General features: G+C 71.7%; 12 protein-coding genes and 1 tRNA gene. 8 read left to right on the forward strand and 5 right to left on the reverse strand.

Annotation, left to right across the window (positions count from 1 at the left end; translation table 11 throughout):
• Window positions 1-95 precede the first annotated feature (95 nt).
• Window positions 96-1,193, forward strand: coding sequence for a sugar-binding protein (locus ASE87_RS01875; protein ID WP_043592909.1), 1,098 nt, complete (start codon window positions 96-98; stop codon window positions 1,191-1,193).
• A gap of 92 nt (window positions 1,194-1,285) precedes the next feature.
• Window positions 1,286-1,843, forward strand: a complete 558-nt coding sequence (locus ASE87_RS01880) for an MOSC domain-containing protein (RefSeq protein ID WP_056225491.1) — start codon at window positions 1,286-1,288, stop codon at window positions 1,841-1,843.
• 46 nt (window positions 1,844-1,889) lie between these two features.
• Here ASE87_RS01880 and ASE87_RS01885 read toward each other — a convergent pair whose 3' ends face one another.
• The gene (locus tag ASE87_RS01885; protein ID WP_056225494.1) at window positions 1,890-2,456 is read right to left on the reverse strand and encodes a TetR/AcrR family transcriptional regulator; all 567 of its coding nucleotides are present in this window, start codon (window positions 2,454-2,456) and stop codon (window positions 1,890-1,892) included.
• A 357-nt stretch (window positions 2,457-2,813) separates the two neighbouring features.
• Here ASE87_RS01885 and ASE87_RS01890 point away from each other — a divergent pair, with 357 nt between their 5' ends.
• The 3 genes from ASE87_RS01890 to ASE87_RS01900 all read left to right on the forward strand — a co-directional run bounded on the left by ASE87_RS01890 (window position 2,814) and on the right by ASE87_RS01900 (window position 6,902).
• The gene (locus tag ASE87_RS01890; protein WP_043592904.1) at window positions 2,814-4,043 is read left to right on the forward strand and encodes a multidrug effflux MFS transporter; all 1,230 of its coding nucleotides are present in this window, start codon (window positions 2,814-2,816) and stop codon (window positions 4,041-4,043) included.
• A gap of 92 nt (window positions 4,044-4,135) precedes the next feature.
• The gene (locus tag ASE87_RS01895; protein WP_082452351.1) at window positions 4,136-4,846 is read left to right on the forward strand and encodes a phosphatase PAP2 family protein; all 711 of its coding nucleotides are present in this window, start codon (window positions 4,136-4,138) and stop codon (window positions 4,844-4,846) included.
• A 133-nt stretch (window positions 4,847-4,979) separates the two neighbouring features.
• Entirely contained in the window at window positions 4,980-6,902 is a 1,923-nt protein-coding gene (locus tag ASE87_RS01900) for a helicase HerA-like domain-containing protein (protein WP_056225497.1), read from the forward strand.
• Between the two features lie 37 nt (window positions 6,903-6,939).
• On the opposite strand, the gene ASE87_RS01905 is transcribed toward ASE87_RS01900, so the two are convergent.
• The 3 genes from ASE87_RS01905 to ASE87_RS01915 form a co-directional block, all read right to left on the reverse strand.
• Window positions 6,940-7,578 carry a hypothetical protein gene (locus tag ASE87_RS01905; protein ID WP_056225499.1) on the reverse strand — a complete coding sequence of 213 codons (639 nt, stop codon included), beginning with the start codon at window positions 7,576-7,578 and terminating at the stop codon, window positions 6,940-6,942.
• Window positions 7,579-7,736: 158 nt separating this feature from the next.
• The gene (locus tag ASE87_RS01910; RefSeq protein WP_056225504.1) at window positions 7,737-8,117 is read right to left on the reverse strand and encodes an RNA-binding S4 domain-containing protein; all 381 of its coding nucleotides are present in this window, start codon (window positions 8,115-8,117) and stop codon (window positions 7,737-7,739) included.
• 50 nt (window positions 8,118-8,167) lie between these two features.
• A complete protein-coding gene (locus tag ASE87_RS01915; protein WP_056226768.1) occupies window positions 8,168-8,692 on the reverse strand; it encodes a YbaK/EbsC family protein in 525 nt (174 codons plus the stop codon).
• A gap of 120 nt (window positions 8,693-8,812) precedes the next feature.
• On the opposite strand from ASE87_RS01915, the gene ASE87_RS01920 reads away from it, so the two are divergent.
• From ASE87_RS01920 to ASE87_RS01930, 3 genes are all read left to right on the forward strand, one after another.
• Window positions 8,813-8,897 (forward strand) — tRNA-Ser (locus ASE87_RS01920).
• Between the two features lie 132 nt (window positions 8,898-9,029).
• Window positions 9,030-10,325: a Na+/H+ antiporter NhaA gene (nhaA, locus tag ASE87_RS01925; RefSeq protein WP_056225506.1), complete on the forward strand. Its 1,296-nt coding sequence runs from the start codon at window positions 9,030-9,032 to the stop codon at window positions 10,323-10,325.
• 54 nt (window positions 10,326-10,379) lie between these two features.
• The gene (locus ASE87_RS01930; protein ID WP_082452237.1) at window positions 10,380-12,239 is read left to right on the forward strand and encodes a BCCT family transporter; all 1,860 of its coding nucleotides are present in this window, start codon (window positions 10,380-10,382) and stop codon (window positions 12,237-12,239) included.
• Window positions 12,240-12,326: 87 nt separating this feature from the next.
• On the opposite strand, the gene ASE87_RS01935 is transcribed toward ASE87_RS01930, so the two are convergent.
• On the reverse strand, window positions 12,327-12,818 hold the full coding sequence (locus ASE87_RS01935) for a GNAT family N-acetyltransferase (protein WP_056225509.1): 492 nt from the start codon (window positions 12,816-12,818) through the stop codon (window positions 12,327-12,329).
• Between the last annotated feature and the right edge of the window lie 44 nt (window positions 12,819-12,862).

A 12,862-nucleotide genomic window follows, 5' to 3' on the forward strand; every position in this document is an offset into this window, starting at 1 on the left:
CGCCCGTCCATCGACGGCCGGGCGCGCCTCCACCGGGAGTCCGCACCGCGGGCGACCACACGGCACCACCCTCACAACGAGAAAGTAGACACAGCATGCGCAAACTCGCGCTGACGACCTTCGCGGTCGCCGCAGCAACGACGCTGATCCTGAGCGGCTGCTCGAACTCGGCCCGCACCGACGCGGGTTCGGGCGACGCGGCCTCGGGCTTCGAGTCCGGCTCGACCATCGGCGTGGCCCTGCCCGCCAAGACGAGCGAGAACTGGGTCCTCGCCGGTGACCTGTTCACCAAGGACCTCACCGACGCCGGCTTCAAGCCCGACGTGCAGTACGCGGCCGCCAGCGGCACCGTCGCGAACCAGCAGGACGAGATCCAGTCCATGGTCACCAAGGGCGCCAAGGTCATCATCATCGGTGCCGCCGACGGTGGCCAGCTCGGCACCCAGGTCAAGGCCGCCCACGACGCCGGCGCCGTGGTCATCGCCTACGACCGCCTGATCCTCAACACCGAGGACGTCGACTACTACGTCGCGTACGACAACTTCAAGGTCGGCGAGCTCCAGGGCCAGGCCCTGCTCGACGGCATGGCCGCGAAGAAGGCCGACGGCCCCTACAACGTCGAGCTGTTCTCCGGCTCGTCGGACGACGCCAACTCGAAGGTCTTCTTCGACGGCGCGATGAGCGTCCTGCAGCCGAAGATCGACGACGGCACCCTCGTCGTCGCCTCGGGCCAGACCGACATCAAGCAGACGGCGACCGACGGCTGGAAGCCCGAGAACGCTCAGCGTCGCATGGACTCGCTGCTCACCAGCACCTACGGTGACAAGGAGCTCGACGGCGTCCTGAGCCCGAACGACACCCTGGCCCGCGCCATCATCACCTCGGTGAAGCAGGCCGGCAAGGACATCCCGACCGTCACCGGTCAGGACTCCGAGGTCGAGTCGGTCAAGTCGATCATGGCCGGCGAGCAGTACTCGACCATCAACAAGGACACCCGCAACCTCGTGAAGCAGGCCGTCGCGATGGTCAGCTCGCTCAGCAAGGGCGACAAGGCCGAGACGAACGACGACAAGTCGTACGACAACGGCAGCAAGGTCGTCCCGGCCTACCTGCTGCCCCCGCAGATCGTGACCAAGGACAACGCCGCCGAGGCGTACGCCAACGACACGACGCTCGAGCCGCTCACCAAGTAGCACTCCCGCTGCCCCCGGGCAGCACCGGCACCGGCCGGGCACCCCGCACGGGGTGTCCGGCCGTCGTCGTCGGTGGGCGGTATCGTGCGTCCGTGGACACCGACCGACGAGCGCAGGAGGCGCGGGCCGCGTCGACCACGCCGGTCACGGTCGAGCTGCTGCTCGCGTCGCCCCGGTCCCGCTACGTCGGCCGCCCCGCCGACGGCCCGGCCCCGGCACCGACCACGGGGCGCGAGTCGCACGACGCCGTCACCGTGCGGGCCCACCTCGGCATCGTGGGCGACCGCTACTTCAACGCTCCGGCGCACCGCGGCGCCTCGGTCACCCTCTTCGCGGCTGAGCAGCTGGAGCACGTCGCCCGTGAGCTCGGCCTGCCCCCGGGGGCCCGGCTCGACGCCGCCCTGGCGCGGCGCAACGTGGTCGTGAGGGGTGTCGACGTCGATGCCCTCGTGGGGTACGAGTTCGACCTCGACACGGGCGACGGCCCGGTGTCGTTCCGCGCGACACGGGCGGCGAACCCGTGCGCGTGGATGGACGTGGTCTTCGGTGCAGGGGCGTTCCGCGCCCTGCGAGGACGCGGGGGAGTCCGCTGCGAACCGCTCACCGACGGGGTGCTGCGCGTGGGGCCGGGACTGCTGCGCGCCTTCTAGGCGGTCGGGCGTCCCGCCGACCCGTCGGAACGGGGAGCGCTCCGGGTCAACCCCACCAGGTGGGCAGCATGAGGTTCATGGTGTCGAGCAGGGCGCGTCGGCTCGTCCGCTTGCCGCCGAGCCAGGCCTCGACGGCGCCCACGAGCCCGTGTGCCAGGTGGCCGGCGGCGATGTGCACCGCGAGCCCCTCGGGGAGGCTGCCGGCGGGCAGTCCGGCGAGGTGCTGAACGCTCGACTCCTCGAAGTGGCGGGCCAGCGCCTGGTGGATCGAGGCGTCGAGCGGGTCGGGCAGGGCGAGACGGTAGATCTCGCGGTACCGCACGACGTGGTCGACGACCTTCTCCATCGCGCGCCGCGTCGCGTCGGGGCCGTCGGCCCGGCCGTCGAGCCGCAGCACGTGGTCCTCGTCACGGATCGCGTCGAGTTCGGGGGTGAGCACCGCGGTGAGCAGGCTGCCGGGCGAGGTCGCGTGGCTGTAGAACGTGGCGCGGTTGATCCCCGCGGCCCGGGTGACGTCGGCGACCGAGATGCTCGACACGGGCCGGGTCGAGGCGAGCTCGACGACGGCGGCGTGCAGTGCCTTCGTGGTCTGGACTATGCGCGCGTCGACCATGGACGTTCCTCCTCGGGGACCCGGACGGGACGATCGCGTCCGAGGCCAGGTCGAGCCTAGACCGGGCCGACGCGCCGACACGGCACGGCGCGAGCCGCCGAGGCGGAAGGGCTGTCGCGGGGGTCCACGGCAGGGTTAGGCTGAGAACCGACGGGTGTCGTGCAGCGACGCCGTTCCCCTCCCTTCCACCCCCTCCGATCCCGTGGTGGTCGCGCGCTATGGCTCGGTCGCATCGATTCGAGCCGCGAGCCGGCCCGGTCGTCCTGGCCGCGCCTCCTCGCGTGCCCCGACCCGTGACCGCCCCGTGCCCCTCCTCCGTGACCGCCCCTCCGCGACCCCCCAGACAGGACCTGCCTCTTGACCACCGTCGTCCACCCGGGTGACTCCCTGACCCGCCGCCAGCGGCTCGTCTACGTCGTCGTGCTCGGCGCCCTCACCGCGCTCGGGCCGTTCACGATCGACCTCTACCTGCCGGCGTTCCCCGAACTCAGCCGGGACTTCTCCGTCGACAGCGGCGTCATCCAGCTGACGCTGACGGCGACGACGATCGGCTTCGGGGTGGGGCAGCTGCTGGTCGGGCCGTGGAGCGACAAGGTCGGCCGTCGCACGCCGCTGATCGTCGCGACCGCCGTGCACATCCTCGCCAGCATCGGCGCCGCCAGCGCGCCGACCATCGAGCTGCTCGCCGTCTTCCGGGTGCTGCAGGGCATGGGTGCCGCCGCCGGGGGCGTCGTCGCCATGGCGACGGTGCGCGACCTGTTCGGTGGGCTGCCGCTCGTGCGCATGCTGTCGCGTCTCGCTCTGGTGAACGGGCTCGCCCCCATCGTCGCGCCCGTCATCGGCTCGCAGCTGCTGGCCTTCACCAGCTGGCGCGGCATCTTCGTGTTCCTCGTGGCCTACGGCGCGTTCGTGATCATCGCCGCGATCTTCCTGATCGTCGAGACCCTGCCGCCCGCGCGGCGGCACGAGGCCGGGCACACGACCCTCGGACAGCGCTACAAGGTGCTCTTCAGCGACCGGATCTTCGTCGGCGTCGCCCTGATCGGGGCGATGGTCTTCTCGGGCCTGTTCTCGTACCTCTCGGCCTCGTCGTTCCTCTTCCAAGAGGTGTACGGCCTGAACGCCCAGCAGTACGGCTACCTGTTCGCGATCAACTCGCTCGGGATCGTCGCCGGCGTCCAGATCAGCTCGCGGCTGGCCCGGCGGGTCGGGCCGCAGTGGATCCTCGCCTGCTCGACGGTCGTCCTGTTGCTCGCCGCCGCGTCGATCGTCGTGCTCGACTCGCTCGGGGCCGGGCTCGTGGGCATCCTCGTGCCGCTGTGGTTCTTCATCGCGGCCTGCGGCTTCTCGTTCCCGCAGGTCCAGGTGCTCGGGCTCGCCAACCACGGCAAGGAGGCAGGGACGGCGGCGTCGTTGCTCGGTGCGCTGAACTTCGGGCTGGCGGGACTCATCTCGCCGGTGGTCGGGTTCCTCGGCATCGGGTCCGCCGTGCCGATGGGCAGCGTCATGGTCGCCACCTCGTGCGTGGCCATCGCGAGCCTGTGGCTGCTGGTGCGCCCGCGGACGGTGCCGGCGCTGGGTCGCTGACCCGCGCCTCCCGGTCGTCCGTCTACGACCGTCGTGCGTCGACGACCGGTGCCTCCCGGTCACCGACCCGCGCCTCCCGGTACCGTCTGGGGATGCGCACCGACCCGCTCGCCCCGAAGCCCGCCTCGCCGTCCGAAGAGCGGGTGGCCCGGCGTGTGCAGCGCCGCTGGTGGGTGTTCAGCGCGCTCGGCGCCATCGGCGTCGTGCTGCTGCTCGGCGTCGTGATCACGGCCCGGTCGGGGGTGATCGGCGTCGACGAGCGGTTCATGGGCGAACTGGTCGAGCACCGCAGCCCGTTCTGGGACGTGCCCTCGTTGATCTTCAACTCGATCGGTGCCGGGGTGGTCGGCGTCTTCGTCGTCCCGCTGGGCGTCGCCGCGGTGTTCCTGCTGCGCCGTCGCCCGTGGGCCGCGCTCTACTGGATCGCCGCCTGCGCGGTCAGTGCCGGGGTCGTCCAGGTCGTCAAGCACACGTTCGGCCGTGCCCGCCCCGAGGACATCCTCGTGGTGAGCGACTACGGCTCGTTCCCCTCGGGGCACACGTCCAACGCCGCGACGCTGGCCGTCGTGCTGGGGGTGATCCTGCGACGCGTCTGGGTGTGGGTCGCCGGTGTGGTCTACACGGTGCTGATGCTGCTCAGCCGCACGTACCTCGGCGCGCACTGGCTGACCGACACGATCGGCGGGCTGCTGATCGGCGCCGGGGTCGCGGTGGTGCTCTGGGCCCCGGTCGCGCATCGCTTGCTCGACGAGCAGGAGCGCGTGCGCGGTCGCGGCTGGATCTGGCAGGGTCGTCCGGCCTGACGGTGTCGCTCGCCCGGTCGGTCCCGCTCGCGCCGTCGATCCCGGTCGAGTCCGTGCGAGGCGGGCGTTCGGCGTCGCCCGGTGTCGCCGAACTCGCCCGGACCGCAGCGCGCAGGGTGCCTAGGCTGGCCGCATGACGGACGCGCTCGAGCAGGCCAGGGCGGAGGCCGCCGCAGCGGTCGCCGCCGCCGAGAAGGCGAAGCAGGACGCGGAGGCGGCACTCGCGCGGGCAGAGCAGCTCGCCGCCGAGGCGGACGTCGCCGACGCCGCGGCCGACGCCGGGCTCACCGAACCCGAGCCGGTCGCGGGCGCCCCGGTCGAGGGCCTCCCCACCCCGCTCGGCGGGCCGCTCGACGAGGCGGCGGTCGACGTGATCCGCGCGGGCTACGGCTTCGACGGTCCCGCCCTCGAGCTCGGCGCCCTCGTGAACGGCGAGGCGCGGGTGGACGTGCCTGTGCGCATCCCGCTCGCGATGCTGAACCGGCACGGCCTCGTGGCCGGGGCGACCGGCACGGGCAAGACCAAGACCCTTCAGGTGCTCGCCGAGCAGCTCTCGGCGGCCGGGGTGCCGGTGTTCGCGGCCGACGTCAAGGGCGACCTCTCGGGCATCGCGACGCCGGGCGAGGCGAACGAGAAGCTGCTGGCCCGCACGCGGGGCATCGGCCAGGACTGGTCGCCGCAGGCCGCACCGACCGAGTACTTCGCCCTGGGCGGCAAGGGCACCGGCGTGCCGGTCCGCGCCACGGTGAGCGGTTTCGGGTCGCTGCTGCTCAGCAAGGTGCTCGGCCTGAACGACACACAGGAGAGCAGCCTCGGCCTGGTGTTCCACTACGCCGAGCAGGCCGGGCTGCCGCTGCTCGACCTCTCCGACCTGCGGGCCGTGCTGACCTGGTTGACCAGCGACGAGGGCAAGGGTGAACTCGAGGGACTCGGCGGGTTGAGCAAGCAGACCGTCGGGGTCATCCTGCGCGAGCTGATCACCTTCGCCGACCGCGGGGCCGACGCGTTCTTCGGCGAGCCCGAGATCGACACGGCCGAGTTCCTCCGCACGGCCGAGGACGGTCGGGGCGTCGTGAGCCTCCTCGAGGTGCCCGGGGTGCACGACCAGCCCGCCCTGTTCTCGACGTTCCTGATGTGGCTGCTCGCCGACCTTTACAACGACCTGCCCGAGGTGGGCGACCTCGACAGACCGAAGCTCGTCTTCTTCTTCGACGAGGCCCATCTGCTGTTCGCCGACGCCTCGAAGGAGTTCCTGGCGCAGATCACGCAGACCGTCCGGCTCATCCGGTCCAAGGGCGTGGGCATCGTCTTCGTCACCCAGACCCCCAAGGACGTCCCGGGCGAGGTGCTCGCCCAGCTCGGCTCGCGCGTCCAGCACCAGCTCCGCGCCTTCACGCCCGACGACGCGAAGGCGCTGCGGGCGACGGTGTCGACGTACCCGACGAGCGACTACGACCTCGCCGCGGTGCTCACCGGCCTCGCCACCGGGGAGGCGGTGGTGACGGTCATGAACGAGAAGGGGGCTCCCAGCCCGGTCGCGTGGACGCGCCTCCGCGCCCCGCGCGGCTCGATGGCGCCGACGCCCGCCGACGTCATGACGGCCGCCGTCGCCGCGTCACCGCTCACCGCCGCCTACGGGGCGTCGATCGACCGTGACTCGGCCCGCGAGATGCTGGCCCGCAAGCTCGAGGCCGCCGCGCTCGACGAGCGGGAGCGAACCGACGCCGCGGCGCGGCAGGCCACGATCGACGCCCAGCTGAAGGAGGCCGCGGCCCGCGAGAGGGCGGATGCGAAGGCCGTCACCGCCGCCGAACGCGAGCGGAAGGCCGCGCAGGCCGAGTACGAACGTCAGCAGAAGGAGTTCGAGCGGGCCGAGCGGGCGGCCGCGAAGGCCCGTGCCGGGCGGGGGGCGACGACCCGCGCCTCCTCGGGGTCCCGCTCGTCGCGGGCCGGGTCGACCGGGGGGTTGCTCGGCGAGGTCCTCGGGTCGAGCGCCGGCAAGGCGGTCGTGCGCGAGGTCGTGAAGGGCATCTTCGGCACGCTGCGCCGGCGCTGAATCACGAGCCGGTCGGGCCCGCGTCCGGTGGACGAGGTCAGGCGCCGCTGCCGAACACCCGGAAGAGCACCACGAGGGTGCCGGTGCCCAGGGTGAAGAGGATGCCCGCGATCGTGGCGCCGATCCACGGGCGGCTCTCGTACCAGTACGGGCTGTCCGGGTAGGCCGCGAAGAACTCGCGCCGGGTCAGCGGGCGGGGCAGGACGGTCGTGGGGATGCCGAGCGCGTCGACGACGGCGTCCACGGACGTCTCGGACCAGTAGGTGCCTCGCATGCGGAACAGGCGGCGACCCTCGTCGTCGAGGGCGAGCAACTGCGTGGAGGTCTCGGTCGAGTGGTCGCGGTAGGTGCGGACGAGCACGAGCGAGTCGATCTCGTCGCGGCGCAGTCGCACGAAGCCGGGCAGCCAGCCCCGCTTGACGAACTCGGTGCGGGTGACCGCCGCGTACGACAGGCGGTAGCGCCAGTACATGAGCAGTCCCATGACCACGACGCCGCAGGTGACGGCCAGCACGCCGCACTGGTGGCCGGTCGGCAGGGTCAGCCACAGCACCGCGATCAGCACGGGAGACAGGCTGAAGACGCCGGTGAGCGTGGCGCCCCGGGCGAGTTCGCGCCGTGGTCGCACCGTCACGGTGCCCCGCTCGGTCGGCATCGCCGCGTCGGTCGTGTTCATGTCGTCCCCCTGGGGTCGGCGTGACCCCGAGTCCCCCGACCCGAGGCTGCTGCTGTCGGGGCAGCGCCGTGACCTCAGCGTAGACGATGCGTTCGCACAGATACCGGACCGGTCCACCCCAGTGCGGGGAGCCCGCGATCGGGTGGGTCGAGCGAGTGTCAGCTCTCGGCGCGGTCCCGGAGGCGCTCGATCTCGCGGCGATCGCGCTTGGTCGGACGGCCGGCGCCGCGATCGCGGACCGGCACGGCAGCGACCTCTTCGCGCGGCGGTGGCGGGGGGGTGAGGTCGGTCAGCGCCTCGGCCGCGGCCGGTGCGCCGACGCGCTTCACGAGGCAGGTCTTGACGACGACGATGCGCTCGAAGCCCGCGATGCGTGCCCGGACCTCGTCACCGGGACGGACGGCCTGGGCGGCCTTCACACGCTCGCCGTTGACCCGTACGTGACCGGCGCGGCAGGCGGCGTTGGCGGCCGAGCGGGTCTTGAAGAGCCGGACGGCCCAGAGCCAGGCGTCGACGCGAGCGGACGTGAGGGGCGGCATGCGTCGATGCTACGGGTGGCCGCCGACGTCGACGACCGTGGGGGCCGGGCTCAGAGGTCGTCGGCGGCGACGCGCACCGGGGTGCCGCCGGTCACGCGCACGAGCTCGTCGAAGGTGGTGGCGAAGACCGTGTCGGCGGTGCCGGCGCTCGCCCAGAGCACGTCGTGGGCCCGCAGTGCGGTGTCGACGAGTGTCCGCACCGGGCTGGGATGGCCCACCGGGGCGACGCCGCCGATCACCTGGCCGGTCGCGCGCTTCACCTGGTCGGCGTTGGCCCGCATGATCGGACCGTGGCCGAGGGTCGACGCCACCAGGTCGGTGTCGACGCGGTGGGCCCCGCTCGTGAGGACGAGCAGGGCCTCGTCGCCCGTGCGGAACACCAGGCTGCTGGCGATGGCGCCGACGTCGCAGCCGAGGGCGGCGGCGGCCTGGGCGGCGGTGTGGGTGGACTCGTCGAATTCGCGGACCTCGCCCTCGGCGCCGGCGGCGCGCAGGGCGGCGACGACGGCGCGGGCGCGCGGCGGCAGGGCTGCGGCGTCGAGGTGCTCCGAGGAGGGGCGGTGCGCGTCGTTCATGCCCCGACGGTAGCCATGAGGGAGCCTCAAGGTCAGCAGCGACACGAGGACGTCCACCGGGCCCCGCGGAGTCCGGTACGCTGGTCTCGGTCGTGCGCCGGTTCGCCGTGTGCCCGCCCTGGAGGATTCGCCTAGTGGCCTATGGCGCACGCTTGGAAAGCGTGTTGGGTGCAAGCCCTCAGGGGTTCGAATCCCCTATCCTCCGCATCGAGATGGCTCTTCCCTTCGGGAGGGGCCATTTCTCGTTCCGTGTTCGGCTCCCGAGCCCGTCGCGGAGGTGGTGCTGCCCGGGCTCGGTGGGGTCTCGATCTGCCGCCGTCTGATAAGACAAGGAGAGATGCCACACGACGACCTGCCCCCTTCCCGTCCTTCCGCCGCTGCTCCCGGACTGTTCGCCGAGGACACTTCCTTGGAGTCCACCCGTCTCGGGGAGATCCTCCGCAAGGAGACAGTGGGGGGGATCGTCCTCGTCATCGCGGCGGTCGTCGCCGTCGTGTGGGCGAACTCACCGGCGTCGGGAGCGTACTTCGCCATCCGTGACTTCGAGTTCGGCCCGGAGGCCCTCGGGTTGCACCTGAGCGTGGGGGAGTGGGCCGCCGACGGGCTGCTGGCGATCTTCTTCTTCCTCGTCGGCCTGGAGCTCAAGCGCGAATTCGTCGCGGGAGAGCTGCGGAAGATCAGCAAAGCGATCGTGCCGGTGGCCGCCGCGTTCGGGGGAGTCCTCGTTCCTGCCCTGATCTTCACCGCCATCAACCTCGGTGACCCGGAGGCGGTGCGCGGGTGGGCGATCCCCACCGCGACCGACATCGCCTTCGCCGTCGCGGTCCTCGCCATCGTCGGCTCGAGACTCCCTGCTGCGCTGCGGATCTTCCTCCTCACCCTCGCGGTCGTGGACGACCTGATCGCCATCGGCATCATCGCGTTCGTCTACACCAGTGCCATCGAGGTGCTCCCCTTGGCCCTGGCGATCGTGCCGCTCGGGGCGTACGTGTTCCTGACGCAGCGGTTCCGGCGGTTCTTCGGCCTGCACCCGGCTGCGAACTGGTTCATCCTGCTGCCGGTCGCCGTCCTGGTGTGGGGACTCATCCACGCGTCGGGCGTCCACGCTACCGTCGCAGGGGTCCTCCTCGGCTTCGCCGTCCCCGTCATCCGCAGCCAGGCCAGTGGCGGGCCGGGCACCGGCCCCGGGCTCTCCGAGGTCTTCGAGCACCGCTTCCGGCCCATCTCCACCGGTTTCGCCGTCCCCGTGTTCGCGTTCTTCTCCGCCGGCGTCGCCTTCGGTGGCCTCGACGGCCTGAGGACGGCGCTCTCCAGTCCCGTCACGATCGGCATCATCGCCGCCCTCGTCCTCGGGAAACCCGTCGGCATCCTCGCGACGACCTGGATCACGACCAGGATCACCCGGGCAGAACTCGACCGGAGCATCAAATGGGTGGACCTCACCGGCGTCGCCCTCCTCGGGGGCATCGGCTTCACCGTGTCCCTGCTCGTCGCCGAACTGAGCTACGGGCTCGGCAGCGCTCACGACGACGACGCCAAGGTCGCCATCCTCGTGGCGTCGGTGCTCGCCGCCGCCCTCGCGACGGCCGTCCTGCGACCCCGCAACCGGCACTATCGTCACCAGGATCGGTGACCCGGACGACGTCGTGATTGGGACGGCGGGCCCCTCGACCCGCACCATGGAGGCATGGCCACGACAACTCCGCCCCCTTCCGGGCCCCCCGCCGACCATCCCGCTTCCCCGACGGAGACCGTCTCGACCACCCCTCAACTGCGCCGCTGGGTCTTCTGGCCAGCCGCCGCCGTCGTCCTCGGCTTCGTCGCCTACACGCTGATCGCGCCCGCCTCGGCCGAGGCGCTGTTCCTCGGCCTGCAGAGCGGCATCGTCCGCAACTTCAGCTGGTACTACGTCCTGATCGCCGCCTTCTTCGTCGGCTTCAGCCTGTTCCTCGGGTTCAGCAGGTTCGGTGGCATCAAGCTGGGCAAGGACAAGGACGAGCCCGAGTTCTCGACCGGCTCGTGGTTCGCGCTCCTCTTCGCCGCGGGCATGGGCATCGGCCTCGTCTTCTACGGCGTCTCCGAGCCCCTCAGCCACTTCGCCTCGCCACGACCGGGCGTCACCGGCACCGAGGACCAGCTCGCGCAGCAGGCCCTGACCCAGACCTTCCTCCACTGGGGGCTGCACGCCTGGGCCATCTACGTCGTCCTCGGACTCGCCCTCGCCTACGCGATCCACCGGAGGGGTCGTCCCGTCTCCATCCGCTGGGCCCTCGAGCCCCTCCTCGGCAACCGCGTCCGCGGGGGCTGGGGCAACCTGATCGACGTCATCGCCCTCGTCGGCACGCTCTTCGGCGTCGCGACCTCGCTCGGCCTCGGCGTCATCCAGATCGGCGCCGGCCTCGAGGCGGCGGGCATCGCCGACAGCAGCATCGTGAGCCAGCTCGCGATCATCGCCGTCATCACGGCGGTCACCATCGTGTCGCTCGTCACCGGTGTGACCAAGGGCATGAAGATCCTCTCGAACTTCAACCTCATCCTCGCGGCCGCCCTGCTGCTGTTCATCCTGATCGTCGGACCCACGCAGTTCCTGCTGCGCGACTTCGTGCAGTCGATCGGCGCGTACCTGCAGAACGTCGTCGGGCTGTCCTTCAACGTGACCGCCCAGCAGGGTGCCGCGGGCGAGGAGTGGCAGGGCGCCTGGACCACGTTCTACTGGGGGTGGTGGATGTCGTGGGCGCCCTTCGTCGGCGTCTTCATCGCCCGCATCTCGAAGGGCCGCACGGTCCGCCAGTTCGTTTTCGGCGTGCTGCTCGTCCCGACCGCCCTCACCTTCCTGTGGTTCGCCGTGCTGGGTGGTGCGGCCATCCACCAGCAGACCGACGGCTCGGGTGGCCTCGTCGGAGCCGACGGCTCGGTCGACGTCGAGGGGTCGCTCTTCGCCCTGCTCGGCGGCCTGCCCGCCGGGACCGTCCTGACCTTCGGCGCGATCCTGCTCATCGGCGTGTTCTTCGTCACCTCGTCCGACTCCGGATCGCTCGTCATGGCGATGATCGCGTCGGGCGGCGACATCGAGCCGAAGAACTGGCTCCGGGTGTTCTTCGCCCTGGTGGCCGCCCTGCTCGCCGTCGCGCTCCTCCTGACCGGCGGTCTGGACGCCCTGAAGACCGCGGCGATCACGACGGCGCTGCCGTTCAGCATCGTCCTGCTGTTGACCTGTTGGTCGACGATCATCGCCTTCACCCGCGAACGTCGTGCGTACGACAAGGCCGAGCGCGACGTCCTCCTGGAGCACGTCGGCGCGTACTACGGGCTCGAGGTCGACGCCCCGACCCAGGCCGGTGGCACACGACTCGCCCGCCCGTGGGAGGCGGTCAGACGCCGGGTCCGGGGTGGCCGTGACGCCTCCCCGGCGAGCCGGGCGACGTCCGCCTCGGCCGTCGTCGCCGAGCCTCCGCTCCAGGTCGACGTCGTGTCGCCCGACCCGGCCGTCGACGGTCGACTCGACGCGACCGGTGACACCGGACAGGACGATTCGGACGGACGCTGAGCCCACCGCTCCACCCACGACGGGCGTCGTCTCCTCGGAGGCGGCGCCCGTCGTCGTCCCGCCGCCTCGTCGTCCCGGCGCGTCCGGTCAGGCGAGGCGGCGGGTCATGTACCGGAGGTCGAGCCACTCGCCGAACTTCGTGCCGACCTCGCGCAGCACGCCGGCGTCCTCGAAGCCGAGCGACGCGTGCAACCGTACCGACGCCTCGTTGCCCGCCTCGATCAACGCCACCATGACGTGCAGGTCGTCCCGCGTCGCGCGCTCGACCAGCTCGGTCATCAGGGCTCGTCCGAGGCCCCTGCCCTGCTGCCCGGGTCGGACGTAGACCGAGTTCTCGCAGGTGTGCCGGTAGCCGTCCTTCGCGTGGAACGGCCCGTAGCTGCCGTAGCCGAGCACCTCGTCGCCGTCCACCGCGACGATCGCGCTGCGCCGCGCCTCCTGGTGGCCGGTGAGCCACTCGCGTCGGCCCTCGAGGGTCGGCGTGACGTCGGTCCAGATGGCCTTGGAGTGCGCGACGGCGTCGGCGTGGATCTCGAGGACGCCGGGCAGGTCGGCTTCGGTCGCGGTGCGGATCTGCATGCCGACGAGCCTAGGAGACGTCTCGTGGCCTCCGCCAGCACGCT

The sequence above is a fragment of the Frigoribacterium sp. Leaf44 genome, assembly GCF_001421865.1.
GTDB lineage: Bacteria > Actinomycetota > Actinomycetes > Actinomycetales > Microbacteriaceae > Frigoribacterium.

What these genes read in the sequence shown, in the direction of transcription:
- ASE87_RS01875 (WP_043592909.1), top strand. Translation starts at nt 96, where the DNA reads ATGCGCAAACTCGCGCTGACGACCTTCGCGGTCGCCGCAGCAACGACG.
- ASE87_RS01885 (WP_056225494.1), bottom strand. Translation starts at nt 2,456, where the DNA reads ATGGTCGACGCGCGCATAGTCCAGACCACGAAGGCACTGCACGCCGCC.
- ASE87_RS01895 (WP_082452351.1), top strand. Translation starts at nt 4,136, where the DNA reads ATGCGCACCGACCCGCTCGCCCCGAAGCCCGCCTCGCCGTCCGAAGAG.
- ASE87_RS01900 (WP_056225497.1), top strand. Translation starts at nt 4,980, where the DNA reads ATGACGGACGCGCTCGAGCAGGCCAGGGCGGAGGCCGCCGCAGCGGTC.
- ASE87_RS01905 (WP_056225499.1), bottom strand. Translation starts at nt 7,578, where the DNA reads ATGAACACGACCGACGCGGCGATGCCGACCGAGCGGGGCACCGTGACG.
- ASE87_RS01910 (WP_056225504.1), bottom strand. Translation starts at nt 8,117, where the DNA reads ATGCCGCCCCTCACGTCCGCTCGCGTCGACGCCTGGCTCTGGGCCGTC.
- ASE87_RS01915 (WP_056226768.1), bottom strand. Translation starts at nt 8,692, where the DNA reads ATGAACGACGCGCACCGCCCCTCCTCGGAGCACCTCGACGCCGCAGCC.
- nhaA (WP_056225506.1), top strand. Translation starts at nt 9,030, where the DNA reads ATGCCACACGACGACCTGCCCCCTTCCCGTCCTTCCGCCGCTGCTCCC.
- ASE87_RS01930 (WP_082452237.1), top strand. Translation starts at nt 10,380, where the DNA reads ATGGCCACGACAACTCCGCCCCCTTCCGGGCCCCCCGCCGACCATCCC.
- ASE87_RS01935 (WP_056225509.1), bottom strand. Translation starts at nt 12,818, where the DNA reads ATGCAGATCCGCACCGCGACCGAAGCCGACCTGCCCGGCGTCCTCGAG.